Source organism: Cardinium endosymbiont of Sogatella furcifera (assembly GCF_003351905.1).
Classification (GTDB): domain Bacteria; phylum Bacteroidota; class Bacteroidia; order Cytophagales; family Amoebophilaceae; genus Cardinium.
In genome coordinates this window covers 503,050-519,395 of sequence record NZ_CP022339.1, presented here as the reverse complement: position 1 = coordinate 519,395, position 16,346 = coordinate 503,050, and the positions used below count along the sequence as shown (strand labels likewise).

At 40.4% G+C, this 16,346-nt stretch carries 12 protein-coding genes and 1 tRNA gene; 6 read left to right on the top strand and 7 right to left on the bottom strand.

Annotated elements, in window-relative coordinates; genetic code table 11:
* Positions 1–103 precede the first annotated feature (103 nt).
* A complete protein-coding gene (locus CE557_RS02225) occupies positions 104–493 on the bottom strand; it encodes a hypothetical protein (RefSeq protein WP_114909986.1) in 390 nt (129 codons plus the stop codon).
* 240 nt (positions 494–733) lie between these two features.
* Here CE557_RS02225 and CE557_RS02220 point away from each other — a divergent pair, with 240 nt between their 5' ends.
* Together CE557_RS02220 and CE557_RS02215 are read left to right on the top strand one after the other, a co-directional pair.
* Positions 734–1,303, top strand: coding sequence for a hypothetical protein (locus tag CE557_RS02220; protein WP_162789956.1), 570 nt, complete (start codon positions 734–736; stop codon positions 1,301–1,303).
* 152 nt (positions 1,304–1,455) lie between these two features.
* The gene (locus tag CE557_RS02215; RefSeq protein ID WP_114909984.1) at positions 1,456–5,691 is read left to right on the top strand and encodes a translocation/assembly module TamB domain-containing protein; all 4,236 of its coding nucleotides are present in this window, start codon (positions 1,456–1,458) and stop codon (positions 5,689–5,691) included.
* Positions 5,692–5,706: 15 nt separating this feature from the next.
* Here CE557_RS02215 and yihA read toward each other — a convergent pair whose 3' ends face one another.
* Entirely contained in the window at positions 5,707–6,309 is a 603-nt protein-coding gene (gene yihA, locus CE557_RS02210) for a ribosome biogenesis GTP-binding protein YihA/YsxC (RefSeq protein WP_114910469.1), read from the bottom strand.
* 166 nt (positions 6,310–6,475) lie between these two features.
* Here yihA and CE557_RS02205 point away from each other — a divergent pair, with 166 nt between their 5' ends.
* Entirely contained in the window at positions 6,476–6,721 is a 246-nt protein-coding gene (locus CE557_RS02205; protein WP_114909983.1) for a hypothetical protein, read from the top strand.
* 203 nt (positions 6,722–6,924) lie between these two features.
* Complete coding sequence (locus tag CE557_RS02200; RefSeq protein WP_114909982.1) at positions 6,925–7,695, top strand: glycoside hydrolase family 25 protein; 771 nt, start codon at positions 6,925–6,927, stop codon at positions 7,693–7,695.
* Between the two features lie 79 nt (positions 7,696–7,774).
* On the opposite strand, the gene CE557_RS02195 is transcribed toward CE557_RS02200, so the two are convergent.
* Together CE557_RS02195 and rplS are read right to left on the bottom strand one after the other, a co-directional pair.
* Positions 7,775–7,847: transfer RNA gene (locus tag CE557_RS02195), tRNA-Thr, on the bottom strand.
* A 155-nt stretch (positions 7,848–8,002) separates the two neighbouring features.
* Positions 8,003–8,359: a 50S ribosomal protein L19 gene (gene rplS / locus CE557_RS02190; protein ID WP_114909981.1), complete on the bottom strand. Its 357-nt coding sequence runs from the start codon at positions 8,357–8,359 to the stop codon at positions 8,003–8,005.
* 123 nt (positions 8,360–8,482) lie between these two features.
* Between rplS and lepA the strand changes: the two genes are divergently transcribed.
* Positions 8,483–10,282, top strand: coding sequence for a translation elongation factor 4 (gene lepA, locus CE557_RS02185; RefSeq protein ID WP_114909980.1), 1,800 nt, complete (start codon positions 8,483–8,485; stop codon positions 10,280–10,282).
* 23 nt (positions 10,283–10,305) lie between these two features.
* Here lepA and nth read toward each other — a convergent pair whose 3' ends face one another.
* Positions 10,306–10,944, bottom strand: a complete 639-nt coding sequence (gene nth, locus CE557_RS02180; protein ID WP_114909979.1) for an endonuclease III — start codon at positions 10,942–10,944, stop codon at positions 10,306–10,308.
* A 48-nt stretch (positions 10,945–10,992) separates the two neighbouring features.
* Between nth and CE557_RS02175 the strand changes: the two genes are divergently transcribed.
* Positions 10,993–11,715, top strand: coding sequence for an alpha/beta hydrolase (locus tag CE557_RS02175; protein WP_223245919.1), 723 nt, complete (start codon positions 10,993–10,995; stop codon positions 11,713–11,715).
* A gap of 128 nt (positions 11,716–11,843) precedes the next feature.
* Here the strand turns inward: CE557_RS02175 and CE557_RS02170 are convergent, their stop codons facing one another.
* Both CE557_RS02170 and secDF read right to left on the bottom strand, forming a co-directional pair.
* Positions 11,844–13,055, bottom strand: coding sequence for an MFS transporter (locus CE557_RS02170; RefSeq protein ID WP_114909978.1), 1,212 nt, complete (start codon positions 13,053–13,055; stop codon positions 11,844–11,846).
* Positions 13,056–13,277: 222 nt separating this feature from the next.
* Positions 13,278–16,145: a protein translocase subunit SecDF gene (gene secDF, locus CE557_RS02165; RefSeq protein ID WP_114909977.1), complete on the bottom strand. Its 2,868-nt coding sequence runs from the start codon at positions 16,143–16,145 to the stop codon at positions 13,278–13,280.
* Positions 16,146–16,346: the final 201 nt, after the last annotated feature.

Sequence of the window (16,346 nt, the reverse complement as noted above, 5' to 3'; positions counted from 1 at the left end):
CAAGTATGCTTTAAGATGTATTGGCTAACCTCATCATTAGAACTTTTGTAATAATCCCCACATTTTAAACACTTAAAATATTTCTCTCCTCCTTCATTATCACCTACTCGCTTGTATCCTTTACAACTTGCTCCTGCCCCCCCCCTCCCGGCAATCCCACCCTGCCCACATAAACAATAGCACCTATTTTAGGTATACGCTCAATATGGATCAACTTTTTCTGTTGATCACGACTATAAGTGGATAGTTTTTTTATAGACCATCCTTGTTCAAAATAGACCGGAAATGTTGCGCAATCCTCGGGCAGGCTGCTACTCACCATAGCGGTCCAGTTATTGTTTTTTTGCGCAAAAGAAACCAAATCTCCGTTTAATGTAGTTAAAAAAGTTGGATTACCCATAGATAAGTCTGCTGCTGCATCCATGCCAATTGTCTTCACTTGACTGCAGCCAGTTAATGTGGATAATAATAATAGGCTATATAATCGCTTCATAAAAAATAGATTTAAAATAAATATATAGTTGCATTGTAATTAATAAAATAATACTATTAAATATACTTTATAAATACAATACATAATAGTCGGATGCATTGGCTCATAGTGTAAGGCGTGATACTTGGTGCTTCAGGTCAGAATGTGCATCGATGATTCGTTATCTATTGCAAGTATGTTAGTTATTGGCTATTGTTAAAGATGGAGCAATGGCTTATCACTTTTTATGAAAAAAAATATATGCCTGCTAAGGCAGTTCTATTGATTGTGGTATTGGGTTTTCATACCCTCTCTTCTTGTGTCAACACAAGGCAAGCATTAGGCTTGGATGCAGTAAAAGGTCAAGTAGTAACCTCCGATGGAGCCAATGCGCACAAAGCGTCTAAGCGTGGTTTGCTATATAATTCGAGTGCAGTCGGCGTAACGTTAAGGGCCATATTAGGTATCTTAGTTATCTTAGCTGGGCCCCCAATCGTGCCTTATAATCAAGAGAGGTCATTAGAACATAACACAACCGATGGCGTTCATATGGCACCTATGCCATTACGACCAGACCTATTTGCGTCAGGTATGCCATCCATATCCAATCAGCATTCAGATACATATAGAAGCAGGCCTAAAAAGCCATTAGATGCTTTACAAGCAATAGGTAACCTTCGATTCGATAACCCATTTGAACTGATCATGGCCACCTCTGATACGAAAATAGCTACACCAGATGCACCACCTGATCCATATGAAGCGTTCAAACTACTCTGCCTATATCGGGTTGAAAATGGTATGGAATCGGCTGACAGCTGCCATCCTTAAGTAGGTCAAAGGTTGGATCTAGGCCTCATTAATCTTATAATTACTATTCAATTTTCCGATATTTGTAGCATCATGTAAGGTAGCCTGCCTACTACATCCCACAAAGATGTGCTAGCAGGGTTCCAGTAGACCCACCACCTCCTTTATTTGCTTTGAAAAAGAAAGAAAAATATTTTAATAAAATTAAAAAGTGGTGTTTGAAGCCACTCAGGTACCTATTGCTCTCGATCGCCATACTACCAGTAGCGATATGGGCTTTATTGCATCTCCCTGTGGTACAGCAACAACTGTTGCGCAGTGTAGTCAACTATTTGCATCAAGCCACCCATTACCGCATCACATGTGATGCGTTCCGGTTCACTTGGTTGCGGAATATTGCGTTAGAGGGCATAACGATTACCGATCCTCGAGATAAGCTCCTATTGACCATGCATGCATGTAAAGCTCGGCTTAATTTATTGAGTGTATGTTTGCTAAAGCCCGATATAATTGATTCCGTTTCAATGGTAGGGGGACAATGGTATGTAGAAAAAAATCTTGACCAAGATGTGAATTTAGTTAGCTTTTATAGCAATGTTATTTTACCGTTTGTACCAGAAACAAATAGAGATCTATATATTCATAAGATTCAATTACAGGACATCAACCTATCCTACCATGATCAAATAGCGCAGCAAACGGTTAAAGTAGAAAATATAAAGCTAGGTATAAGCCATTTCCGATACGCTACGAATCATTATTCAGGTAACCTCACTACCCTTTCTTGTGAAACAACCAGTACTATACCGTTGGTATTACAAAATCTATCGACCCAATTTAGCATTACGCCTTATAATATAGTGCTCAAAGATTGTCATTTGACTACCAACCATAGCGACCTACAAGGGGATGTTACACTGAAGTACGCCAAACCATTTGGCACTGAAAAAAATATTACCTTGGAAACCATATTGCATCAAACAGCCTTATCATCGCTTGAGCTTAGTAAGTTTACAGATTTTTTTAAGGGGCCCCATACGTTATATAAGCTGAATGGTGTAATCTCCTGGACCCCTCATGCCACGACATGGAAAAACTGTACACTCGTGTTTGGCGATAGCTATATTGAAAGTACAGGTTGCTATAATGGAATAGATGCAGATCTCTTGGTACAAGCAGGTAGACTCTATATACATGACCTCCCCAAAAAGCCAGCACATTATCCGCCTCAGTTGCAATACGTCGGTATCACCAATGCCAGAGTGGTAGGTAATACCAAAAAGGCCACACTAGCTGGTTCGTTTGCTACGAATATAGGTGCGGTACAAACCGATCTAATCGTAGACCATTTAGGTACACCTAGACAAAGTGTAACGGGTAACGTAACCCTACATAAGGTAACGATAGCAGCTGTGCTGCCCTCGCTGCCGATTCAATCCCTGTCGGGAAAAGTGGCGATCAAAGCACAAGGTAGCCAACTGCATACCCTAGATGCAGTAGCCCATCTAGCAGAGCTCACAACCAACCATTATAGTTATAAGCAGATAGAGGCCTCCTGTAGGCTTGCCGATGCGATGGTAACCTTTAAGCTACATAGCAAAGATCCTAGTGCCCAACTAACCGTAGCAGGTAGTTACCATATGACTCAAAGTTTACAAGCAGATGGCATCATAGAACAACTCCAGCTAGAAAAACTTGGTTTTACCCGAACTCCCTTATCACTTAGTACGAAATTTTCACTCGAAATCAGAAATATAGTAAGTAGTCGTCCACGAGGCTCAGTTAGGTTGCACCAATGTGTCGTTCAGGGAATGGACCAGAAAGTGATCTGTAAACAAGTGGCCATACAGGCTATAGAAAATGGACACAAAGATCTATTGCTCCTCACCGCTCCATTGATAGACTGTAGCCTACAAGGGACCTTTACACTGCGTGACTTAGCCCATCATATCAGGTATCTCGTCACACGACTTAAAGATCCAACGCATCGCCTGACGATACCTGCTAGGTTGCATCTAGACTACGCCATCAACTGCAAAAAGATATTGCCAATACTAAAATGGTTTTCGGATGATTTATACATATCCGATGCGACAAACTGTTGGGGTCATTTTGCCTATGATAGAGACTATCATTTCTCTTTCCATTTACCTTCCGCATCCACCATCTGTTTTAAACAGTGTAGATTGGAAAATGTAAAAATAAAATTGAATGTAGGTCATCTGATGGATGCTAAAAAGCGGTTGATCCGGTTATATATTGCTTCAAACCAGCAAAATTGGCGACAAATCGTACAAACAAATCATCTCTCCCTTCGTTTGCTTATGGGCAAAAATGCATTTACCCTATCCAATCAGTTATCCAATGGCCACAACCACCTATCTATTGCCTGCTCCGGAACCCTCAGAGATGATGGCATACAAGTTAACCTACTCCCTTCTAGGTTAACGACTAAGGAGCAAGTATGGGCTATACAAGCAGAAAGCAGCAGTTTGATTACTAAATCCGCCATAGCCATTGGAAATATATCTATAACGAGTGGCCAAGCATCCATTTGTCTAGGGGGACAACTTACCCAATCGGCCACAACAGATCCCTTACACTGCACCATACGCCACTTTCCATTTAACTATTTTTCATCCGTAGGGCCGCTGAAAGCTATAGTAGACAGCAAGCTCGTAGTCCATCGTAGCAAAGATCAGCTCATAGCCACGGGTAGACTACGGCTACAAGATGCCACGATTCAAGATTATGTGATGGGCACTTTATGCACAAAAGTAGATTGGCACTTATTCGAGCATAAATTATCCCTAGCAGGTATACTTCAAAAAGAGGGTAAGCAATTGCTACAGATAGATGGTTGGTATCATCTCTTCCAACCCACTGATCAGCTAGCCATCACTACTACATTCAACCAAATGGATCTCGACCTATTGAATCCTTTGTTTGCATCTGTCTGTTCAGATATAAATGGAAAATTAAGCGGACAGTTTCAAATAACAGGTAGCCTCACGGCACCTAAGATAAATGGTAAGGGCGTCATAGATCAAGGTAGATTTAAAATTAACTATTTGAACACCTGTTATCAAGTGTCTGGAGCCATTACAGTCCAGGAGAATGCCTTACAGGTTAACCAACTTACGCTGCATGATGGCGCATCAGGTCATGCTACCCTATCTGGCCATATAGTAATAAAAAATGGATTTCCATTGACCCTTTCAGGTCATATGCAAACTTTTCATCTGTTACATACCACGCGCATACATAATCCTGACTTCTATGGAGACCTATATGCCACTGGAACGATACAAATGGAAGGTTCTATCTATGATTTACTCCTTAAAATGAAAGTCACAGCCGATCAAGGGACCTTTACCATTGTTGCACACGATAAAGAAGACATGGAGAATACCACAAAGTTGGTAGAGATTATCTATAATAAGCCTAAAGATCAGTCAGATCAATTGGCTACAAACGAAGATAGGTCAGCCATTAAACTCATCCTTGACCTAACCATACTGCCTACTATAAAGACCCAGATATTATTTGGCGGGTATAACCATATGAGCGATAGTTTACAAGGCCAAGGTTCCGGAGCCATTCAACTAGAAGTAGGTACCAATCGCAAGCCTTATATGATGGGCAATTACCTCTTTCAAAGTGGCACGTATACGGTTTCTGTTTATAATCTCATTCAAAAAACATTTACGATTACACCTAATAGTCAAGTTAACTTTAACGGCTATCCCCAAGAAGGGATCGCTCATATTGGCGCATCTTACAAACAGGTTGCCGCTGTAGCAGAGCTTTATCCCCAAAGTAATGATAAGCGACCCCTTCCAGTAGAGATTCTGCTTTCTGCATATGGCACACTAGCCCATCCACATATTGCTTATCAGCTTTTCTTCCCAGTAAAAAGTATGGATTTTGAACTCAATACTGCGTTAGAGGAGTGTGCCGCAAAGGCTTTATTAGATAAAACCTATCTCAATAAGCAGATTTTAAGTCTGTTAATAGCCAAAAGGGTCTATAATGAGAAAAAAATAGATGGCTGGGATGCATTAAGCAATAGTATCAATGATTTCCTTTCTCAAAGAATACAAAATTTAGTATCTAAGATTGACGATAATCTAGAAATAGAAACTGATTTAGGCATGAATCAATCGGATCATCAAAGTATATGGAAAAAAACCAGTATTAAAGTAAGTTATCTGTTGTTATCAGAGCACCTTAAGCTTTCAAGTACAGTTGGGAGGAATTCTCGTTTCATTAATGATTGGGAAATTTCCTATCGCATTTCAACAGCCCACCGTATGCATGTTAAACTGTATCAACAACCCTTAAGTAGTGCGCGGGCTGATCTGGCGCTTTTTGGTATTAGCTTTGCTTATACGAAGCAGCTTTGGTAAAAAGATTAGATAGATTCATTCATCTTTAGGTTGCGTAACCGCTTGGATATATCCGAGGACGTTTTCCATGCCTAGTTTATTGTGTGCAGAGACCATAAAGACAGGTGGTATGGTAGCCCATTCTTGTTGCAAGGTATGCGTTAAGGTCATGTAGTGTTTATGGGCGACTATTTTATGTTTTTTATCCGCTTTTGTAAGTATAATGGCAAAAGGGATATGATGCTGACCCAGCCAGCTGATGCATGCAAGGTCAATGGCTTGCGGTGCAATTTTTGCATCCATTAATAAAAAGGCGGTAGACATATTGGGCCTATGCAAGAGGTAGTCCCGCAACATTTTCCCCCACCTTACTTTTGTAGCATGCCCTACCTGTGCCCATCCATATCCTGGCAGATCTACAAAATAGAGTTGGTTGTTCACTAAGAAGTGATGGATCAGTGCTGTTTTCCCGGGCACTTTAGATACCCTAGCCAATTGCTTCCGCTGTAAAAGCGCATTGATTAACGAGGATTTACCTACATTAGAACGGCCTATAAAAGCAACTTCTGGTTTAGTATCTTGGGGGCACATTGTATAGCTCGCCTTACTAGATGCCAGAGCAATAGAATGGATTTTCATATGCAAATTTTTAGTCATTAACCCAATGCGTATCATTATCCATGATTCATCTGTATCTGTTTATGTTACTGGCTCATAATGAATTTTATTCCACTTTTTTCTTGATAAAAAAGTGGACAAAAAATCAAGCCCTCGGTAAAATGTCGCTGAAAGTGTCAGCTTACAGATGGAAAAACAGAAAGCGCCCACTGCGTGGGCTTTTAATGAACTGTTTTTCCTAATCATCTCTCAGATGCCACTTTCTACACCACGGCTTTTTACAGGGGCGGTTTTTTTGACGCAAAAAACCATCGCGCTGAACATATACCCAAAGTTAGTGTTTATTTTAAATGCACCCTTACTTATAACCAACTTCATGGACAAAGCATTACTTTGGCTAGTTGCAGTAGTGCTCTTTTCTATCGTACCTTAATTGGTGCCATATGCACCTGCCCTATAAAATCATACGTATGACATGAAAGTAAAGCGAATTGAAACAAGAAGAATCATATAATATCCTCAAAAGATTGGATATTGTTTTGTTTTTTACCGTTAGTTATTATAAATTATATACATATAGTAAACATCGTATAAAATAAGCAGCAAAAATGCAAGTTGTGCATTATTTTAGACTATATGCAAATACAAAGGCAAGCAGCCTGTTTAAGCTACCTGAGTGGTAGGCTATGGATCAATACAATAGATAAGCTGGCAATTGTTGCCCTGTCTCTATCATGTGTATCCTCTAACGAATGGAATATGTATAAGCATTCCACAGGGAACGTAGCGCAATCTAATTATGCAGAAGGCATAGATATTTCCCATCATCAAGGCGCAATAGATTGGCAGCAATGCACCCCTGGCCGCAGTGGTAAAACGTTTGTTATTGCTAAGGCAACAGAGGGTGCCACCTATCAAGATCCTAATTTCTTACAAAATGTGGCGCAGATGCGTGCGGCAGGTTTCCAGCCTGGTGCCTATCATTTTTTAAGGTTTGGCTCGAGTTCTCCTGAAGCACAAATGAAAAATTTTGTATCTCAGCTAAGCAATGCAGGGCTGTTGGCTGACAAGGCCTCTATTATCGCACTAGATGTAGAGGAACATGACGGTGCTGATTACACTTTAGTGCAGCGTGTTACAGAACAAAGTGTTCGGTATCTCAACGATTATGCCAAGGTTATGCCTTACATCTATACAAGCACATCTTTTTGGAACAAGTATGTAGCAGTAACCCCTGATATAGTTCAGAAATGTCCACTATGGATTGCTAGATGGCGTGAACAGCCACCCTTACCAGATGAGTTACCAAGGGGTTGGCGTGATTGGAGCATTTGGCAATACGATAGTAGAGGACCTGTCCAAGGTATTACGGGTCCAGTAGATCTGAATAGGATGAAGCGGGTGTGATGTGATTTAGGGAGGGGAGTGACTTGACCTATTGCACCTCTGTGCCAGAATAGATTGCGCTTAAGCCCCCGCCATTGCGTGCCCCCTGCCGGAATCGAACCAGCAACCTACTGATTACAAATCAGTTGCTCTACCAGTTGAGCTAAGGAGGCTACTAAAAAATGCACTGCTACAAACCGCAAATGAATATACAAATATATACCAAAAAGGCATTGTAACACTTATCTAAAAAAGTAAAGCAAAAAGCCGATTCCTGAATGGGGAAAAAGGCAACAACAACCACTAGGGGTATATACAATAAAATGCTTTATCTCAACTCCTTAATACGTGCTGCTTTACCTTGTTTGCCACGTAGGTAATAAATTCTGGCTCTACGCACACGGCCTTTTCTTTTTACTTCTATTTTATCAATGTTGGGACAAAGCAAGGGGAAAATACGCTCCACACCAACCTCCTTAGATACTTTACGTACGGTAAAGGTTTCTCCATTGGTATTAGGATTTTTCCGTTGGATAACTGCTCCTTGAAATTGTTGAATACGCACCTTGTTCCCTTCTTGTATTTTTACATGTACGTTTATGGTATCTCCAGCCTTAAAAGAGGGGAATATACGGGCAGGTTGAGGATTACACATCGCCTCAACATATTTTATTAAGTTATTCATGACCGGTTAGAAAATTGCATAAAAGTTAATGCAAAGATAATACTATTTTTTAAATTCCGTACCTTGCAGTACCATAAATGGTAAAACAGATCAAAACTTTGTTCCGTGACTTAATTAAGTTTAATGAAAAATATTCGAAATTTTTGCATCATTGCACACATTGACCATGGCAAAAGCACCTTGGCAGATCGTTTACTAGAAGCAACCAAAACAGTGGGGATACGGGAGCAAAAAAATCAAGTACTGGATAATATGGACTTAGAGCGTGAACGTGGCATCACAATTAAAAGTCATGCGATCCAAATGGAATATATATACGATGGTCAACCCTACTTACTAAACTTAATTGATACACCTGGGCATGTAGACTTTACCTATGAAGTATCCCGCTCTATTGCTGCGTGCGAGGGGGCACTCTTGGTAGTTGATGCGGCACAGGGGGTGGAAGCACAAACCATTTCTAATCTATATCTGGCCTTAGAGCAAAATCTAACCATTATCCCTGTATTAAATAAGATTGATTTGCCAGGGGCCATGCCAGAGGAGGTAAAAGACCAAATCGTAGAACTCATAGGGTGCGATCGAGCCGATATTATTGCTGCAAGCGCTAAACAGGGTATAGGTATTGATGCGATACTCGAAGCTGTAGTGCACCGTATACCTGCTCCTAAAGGGGATCAACAAGCGCCACTGCAAGCGATGATTTTTGATTCGCTATACAATACTTTTCGTGGGGTAGAGGTCTATTTTCGCCTTTTTAATGGAACCATTAAAACAGGGGATCAAATTAAATGCATCAGTACAGATGCAGATTATAAAGTGGAAGAGGTGGGGATATTAAAATTGCAACAAATACCTAAGCCATTTTTAACAGCAGGCCATGTGGGCTATATGATTGCTGGCATTAAAAATGCAAGCGAGGTAAAGGTAGGCGATACAGTTACCCATGTAGATAAAGCAGGCCGTTCGGTAGGCACAATGATTAAGGGATTTGAAGAGGTAAAGCCTATGGTTTTTGCCGGAATCTATCCAGTAGATACAACTGAATACGAAGCATTACGGGATGCTATGGAAAAGTTAAAGTTAAATGATGCTGCATTGATTTGGGAGCCAGAAAGTTCTGCTGCTTTGGGTTTTGGCTTCCGATGTGGTTTCTTAGGCATGCTCCATATGGAGATTATCCAGGAACGACTGGAAAAAGAATTTAATATCACCATTATCACTACCGTACCGTCGGTACAGTTTCATGTAATAGACCAAAAAGGTCGCCTCATAGATGTGCAAGCGCCTGCAGATATGCCTGACCCTAATACCATTGATCGCATTGAAGAACCGCTTATAAAGGCACAAATTATCACAAAGGCAGAATTTGTGGGGGGTATTATAAAACTTTGTATGGATCGAAGAGGGATTTTCAAAAATCAAGTTTACCTGACAGCTGATCGTGTAGAGCTTTCTTTTGAACTACCTCTAGCAGAAGTGGTCTTCGACTTTTTTGATACACTTAAAACCATTTCACGCGGCTATGCTTCTTTAGATTATGAACTATCTAAGTTTGCTGCTGCAGATCTAGTAAAATTAGATATCTTATTACACAACGAAAAGGTAGATGCCCTTTCGGCTATTGTACATAGATCAAATGCTTATGAACGGGGTAGGGTTTTATGTAAAAAGCTGAAGGAAATTATTCCTAGACATATGTTTGAAGTAAGTATTCAAGCAGCTATTGGTACGAAAATTATTGCTAGAGAAACGGTGAAGTCATTACGAAAAAATGTGATTGCCAAGTGCTATGGTGGTGATATCTCACGAAAAAGGAAACTTTTAGAAAAACAAAAAAAAGGTAAAAAACGCATGCGACAAGTGGGTTCAGTAGAAATTCCACAAGAGGCTTTTATGGCGGTGTTAAAGTTGGATGACTAAACCGAAAGGAGTTTAGTGGGGGACTACGCTTTGCCACCTTCTTGATAGTAGGCGCAATATGCTTGAATAGGGCAAACGGTACAGTTGGGTTTGCGTGCTTTGCAAATATACCTACCATGTAGTATAAGCCAATGATGGGCATGGTTGTGCCATTTTGGATTTATGATCTTTAATAGTTCGCTTTCTACTTTTTCTGGTGTAGTACCCTTTGCTAAACCAATCCTTTTGGACACCCTAAATACATGGGTATCCACCGCAATAGTGGGCTGGTTAAACAAACAATTCAATAGTACGTTGGCTGTTTTTCTGCCTACGCCAGGTAATTGCAAAAGTGCCTCAAAGCTGTTGGGCACACAACTATTATACTGGTTGATCAATTGTTTTGATAAGGCAATAATATGTTTGGCTTTATGGTTAAACAAGCCAATAGATTTGATATATTTTTTCAATCCTTCCTCTCCAAGGCATACCATTTGCTCTGGTGTATCACACCATTCAAATAAAGGTTTTGTGGCTATATTTACCGATACATCCGTAGCTTGTGCAGATAATATGACCGCTACCAATAGGGTAAATGCATTTTTATAGACTAGTTCTGTGGTAGGGTTTTGATTTTTATGGCTTAAAATCTCAAAAATTGTATCAACTATTGGTTTTTCCATAATATATTGATGGTAAAAGCATCATAGGGGTTACATGAACGTTACCATATGCTGAATGGCTCCATCCATGGTTATAGCATAGATGATGCACCAACCTTTTCGGTTTACAATAATAACAAATCAATAATGAGTAATTTAATACATCCTGAAGCAGATAGTAAAGTACTACCAGCAAAAAAATTAGTAGTATTATTGCACGGTGTCGGTTCTAATGGCCATGATTTAATCAAATTGGTACCATATATCCAAGATGATTTACCAGATTGCCATTTCATGGCCCCACATGGCATAGAACCCTATGATATGGCCTCCCATGGGCGGCAATGGTTCAGCCTAGAAGATCGCACACCCTATGTGATGCAAAGGTTATTGGGAAGCAATGTAGCATCAATAGCAGCTATTATTAAGCAAAAACAAATGGCGCTACACCTTGCCAATAAAGATACCATTGTGATCGGGTTTTCACAGGGAGCCATGATGGGTATCTATCTAACCCTTATACAGCCGGAACCTTTCTTATGCACCATAGGATTTTCTGGGTTGTTGGTAGCCCCTTCGCAATGCATCAATACCACTACACCTATTTGTTTGGTTCATGGCGTATCAGATAGCGTAATAACCGTAGAGGCGATAGATCATGCCATAGATTATTTATCTGACCATAAGATACCATGTAGCGCACATAAGTTAGCAGACCTTGCACATTCTATAGACCATAGAGGGTTAGCCATTGCGGTTGATTTTATAAAAAATAGAGGGCTCAAGCCATAAAGCATACAACAAACAAAACAAGCACAAACTTCCCTATTAGGCCCATTGCCATAGAAGCGTTGTAAGACATCATTAGGTTAACCTTTTGCTTGATAAGAAAGTAGCCATCGATATGCCTTTACTTGGTATTATTTTCTTTTGCACAAAGATGCCAAATATATTTTAGTGATCGGTTTGATCATACCCAATGAAAGCAAAGAGCATAAGACAAACCCTACAAACGGAGGGGCTATACCCCATACAGGCGGAAGCACAATCCAAAATGGTACCAAAGCACCAATGCAATAAGCAAAAGATTTCACCACTGCATCCCCCACTAAAATAACATGGGCGAGTTTGTCTTTTTGCGTTAAAGCTTGCCCTATAATCGCAATAGCCGTTCTGAATAAATAGAGTCCCATGCCATACAATAATGCCGTTGCCTGAAGATAACCTGGCTGCCGCACATAAAAAGCGATAATCGAAGCTACTACGATACAAATAGGACTAATATTAAAAAAACAAATAATACACTTAGGTCTTCTTTTTAAGATCCATGAACCAAATATGCCACTTACAATAAAGCCTAGGTGCATCAAACTGATGCTATAGCTATGCAATTGTGCATTGATTTCGCTATTGTCGTTAGCCATTCTGGCAACCAGAATGGGCAGACTGACCGTATAGGCTATCGTTGCAATATAGCTCACCAGACGAAAGGTCGTGATACGTAATAGGCCAGGGTTTTGAACGATTTCCTTAAAGCCTGTCAACATACCAGATGGCTGTACCGCCATTTCTTTTGCACCAAGGTCTCGGAGCAATTGCCAGGGTATGATACGAAAAATGTAGATACCACTACAAAGTAACAGAAGCATTTTCAATCCCATAATGGCCAGTAAGTTTTTGGCTACTATAGGTGCCAACACATTAAAAAACTGCAAAAAAATTTGAAAAGTGGAAAAAAAGAAAGGCTTATCATGCGCCCCTATTTGCCTACTCATAAAAGCAAGACCATTGGAATGTTCAATACTCATAATGCAAGCAAGGGCCCATAATGTGAGGGTACAAACGCGTAGATTCACATCATTATATACCGACAAGATGAACAAGATAGCAATTGCACATAAGAGTGCACCTATTCCTATGGTATAGGAAGAAAAACGTTTGAAAAAAAACCCGCCAATTAAACCAGCAAAGCCAATTCCTAACAAACTAGCTGGTTCCAAATAAGCTGCAGAAACACCACTGCTATCTTGTTCAAACAAAGTGATTGAAAAACCAAGTACTAAAATAGTAGGTACTATTGTACCCAGGCCATTTAAGACCATATAAATAGGAATAATGTGTTTTATTTTCATAGACATACCTTACTTTATTTGGGTTATAATGCCTTAATAGGCCCGCTTGCGGAATGCAATTAACTCATGACTATTGGGGCTTGTCTAGGCTCCTCAAATAGCGCTAAGTATGCTGCGGTGCACGACGGAACTGCCTCTAAAAATTGCTTGCCATAAATAAGTTGCAAAAGCGACCTATGGTAGGCGACTACGTTATCGATTATGGTATTTGGTTGTGATTTACTATTTGGTAATAGCAAACCTGCGACCAAAATCTGCTAAAAGAGGGGCTGCAATGCAGATAGAAGAATAAGTGCCAAACAGTACACCTAGTAATAATGCAAAAGAAAAGCTCCGTAATGCTTCTCCCCCAAAGAAGAACAGCACAACGACAGTTAATAAGGTTGTAAAAGAGGTAATAACTGTCCTACTTAATGTTTCTCCAATCGCATCATTAATCATGGACGTGGATACATCCGTAGCCTTATTGGCTAACCTTTCCCTTATACGGTCAAAGATAACCACTGTATCATTTATGGAATAGCCAATAACCGTAAGCATAGCAGCTAAGAAGACTTCATTGACTTCATAACTCATGCCAAAAGCACGTGCGATACAAAATCCAGCTATGACCGCCAAGGCATCATGCATAAGGGCCAACACAGCTGCTAAGCCAAATCCCCACCTTCTGAAGCGAAAAGTAATATAAAGAAATATACCCAATATGGAAAGCACCATGGCTTTTTTTGCACTTTTTTGCACATCTTGTGCCACAGTAGCGCCCACTTTGGTACTACTGGTAATCGCAAAGGAATGGTCAGCTGCCGAGGTATGCTGTTCTTCCAATTTGGTTAAGGTTTTCAACGCAGTAACTAGTTTGTTGCGTACCTTTGCATCGGAGGTAGTCATATCCTCGTTGCACAAATAGTTGGTTGTGATTTGCATTACATTATTGGCCCCATAGGTACGCACCTCTACGCCTTGCTTAAATTGAGCAGATAGCCCCTCCTTAAGTATAGAGGCCTCTATAGGCTTAGCAAAATGGACCGTATAGGAACGACCTCCAGCGAAATCTACGCCCAGGGAGAGCCCCTTATAGTGGTAAAAGCAGCAAGCGCCAATGGCTATGAATAATAAAGAACATGCGTAAAAACGGAAACGATTTTTGATAAAATCAATCTGCACATTTTTAAAAAGCATAGGTAGGCATGGATACGAAAAGGTCAATTTTGGGGTACGATAGTGATCCATAAAGTAGGAGAAAATCAACCTAGTAATACATATAGAAGCGAATACAGAACTGATGATGCCAATCATTAAGACAAGGGCAAAACCACGAACCGGCCCCTGCCCCAAATAATAAAGTATTACGCCAGCAAGAAAAGTGGTAATATTGGCATCAATAATAGAGCTATATGATTTGGCATACCCCCGCTGGATGGCTTCTTTAATATGCACTTTTTGCATGCGTTCTTCTCGTATCCGTTCAAATATCAATACATTCGCATCAATAGACATACCAATGGTAAGGACCAAGCCAGCAATACCGGGCAGGGTTAACGTAGCATCCAATTCCGCTAAAATACCCATAATAAATAGTAAATTAAATAAGAGGGCTACATTGGCTATAAGCCCCCCTTTTGCATAATAAATGAACATAAAAAGCAACACCAGGCCCAAACCTACGGCTGTGGCCACCAGGCCTTGTTTTTGGGCTACTTTACCCAAACTAGGCCCTATAATTGCTTCTTCTACCATTTTAAGTGGCGCTGGCAAAGAACCTGTTGCCAATACACTGGCTAAATCTTTGGCCTCTTCTATCGTAAAATGACCAGATATCTGGGAGTTCCCATTTGGAATTTCTTGATGGACTACTGGCGCAGAATAGACCCGATCATCTAAAACGATTGCGATACGTTTGTCAATATGACTTGCCGTGATGCGTTTCCAGGCGTGTGCCCCTTTCTGATTCATTTTTATATTTACTATTGGCTTCCCACTATTTTGATCAATGTCTTGAGCCGCATGTGTAATAATATCACCTTCTAAAAGGGGCTTCTGGTCTCTGGTGCGTTGAATTGCATAAAGGGTTACCACCTGCGTACCATCGTTTAGGGCTTGTGCTTTTCTGTCCCACATCCAGGTAATCTCTTTGGGTAATAAAGCTTTCACTTCTTTGCTGCGCAGCAGGGCCTCTATTCGGTTCATCTCTTCAGGCGCATAGGCTAACATATAAGGGAAAGGGGCTTTACAAAGCCTTTTGAGTATCGATTCCTTGGGCATGCGCTCTGTTTTTTCGGCATCTGTAAGCCCAAGGGTTGCGGATATAGTTGCTTTCTCTTTCTTCAATAACAAGGCATTCACAGCTTCTAATGCGGAACGATAGGCATCAGCTTCCGCTACAGTCCAGAAACGCAACTGCGCTACACCCTGTAGCAATTTTCTAACCCGATCGGGATGGGTAACACCTGGCAACTCTATTTGAATTCTTTCACTGCCAGATAACTTTTGGATACTGGTTTGTGTAGCGCCAAAGCGATCTAACCTAGCACTTATAATGGTCAGCGAACGATCTAAGGCCTTTGTAATTTCTTGATCAATGGTTTTTATAATATCCTCTTCACAAGAAAAAGACCTTACCCCAGCAGCAGTAAAAATATCGGTTAGATTTCCGTTCGGGGCAAGCCTTTTATAAGCCGATACAAAAAGCTTACCAAATGAGTCACCCGGTTTGCGCACCTGTTGTGCCGATTGAAGGGCTTCTAAAAAATGTGCATCTGTCGTATAGGCGGCCAATCCTTTTACAAGCGCTACAGGAACAAGCTCCATGGTGACATTCATGCCACCTTGCAAGTCTAACCCAAGCTTAAGTGCACGCTCTTTGACCGCTTCGTAGGTATAAACAGAACCAAACAAATTGTAAACCGGCTTTTTCCATACATCCATTAAATAAGCTTGACGTTTATCAAAGTCTATCCTGCCCTGTGCATCTATGGCTTGTTGCTCCGCTTGGCCTTGTACCCGATAGTCTACAAAGGTAAAAGAGAGATAATAGAGTGAAAGCGAGGAAATAACAATGGTCAGACAAAGTACTATTTTTTTAGATTGCATTGGATTTAAACAAGTTTAAACAGATTCAAACAAATATATTTTGTTTAATCTATTAAACCAAATCATAATGACCCACCTATCTACACAGATTGTACCTACTGGTATACACAACCCTACCATAGCTTATTTTTTACCTATTGGGTTAGCAACCAGTTGCACAATTGATTTTTTTCATCCATGGTTACTCTTACTAATGGAAAA

Coding starts and splice junctions, on each gene's coding strand:
- CE557_RS02205 (WP_114909983.1), top strand. CDS start 6,476: ATGGAAAAACAGAAAGCGCCCACTGCGTGGGCTTTTAATGAACTGTTT.
- CE557_RS02170 (WP_114909978.1), bottom strand. CDS start 13,055: ATGAAAATAAAACACATTATTCCTATTTATATGGTCTTAAATGGCCTG.
- CE557_RS02175 (WP_223245919.1), top strand. CDS start 10,993: ATGCTGAATGGCTCCATCCATGGTTATAGCATAGATGATGCACCAACC.
- secDF (WP_114909977.1), bottom strand. CDS start 16,145: ATGCAATCTAAAAAAATAGTACTTTGTCTGACCATTGTTATTTCCTCG.
- lepA (WP_114909980.1), top strand. CDS start 8,483: ATGAAAAATATTCGAAATTTTTGCATCATTGCACACATTGACCATGGC.
- CE557_RS02200 (WP_114909982.1), top strand. CDS start 6,925: ATGCAAATACAAAGGCAAGCAGCCTGTTTAAGCTACCTGAGTGGTAGG.
- nth (WP_114909979.1), bottom strand. CDS start 10,944: ATGGAAAAACCAATAGTTGATACAATTTTTGAGATTTTAAGCCATAAA.
- CE557_RS02225 (WP_114909986.1), bottom strand. CDS start 493: ATGAAGCGATTATATAGCCTATTATTATTATCCACATTAACTGGCTGC.
- rplS (WP_114909981.1), bottom strand. CDS start 8,359: ATGAATAACTTAATAAAATATGTTGAGGCGATGTGTAATCCTCAACCT.
- CE557_RS02220 (WP_162789956.1), top strand. CDS start 734: ATGCCTGCTAAGGCAGTTCTATTGATTGTGGTATTGGGTTTTCATACC.
- yihA (WP_114910469.1), bottom strand. CDS start 6,309: ATGAAAATCCATTCTATTGCTCTGGCATCTAGTAAGGCGAGCTATACA.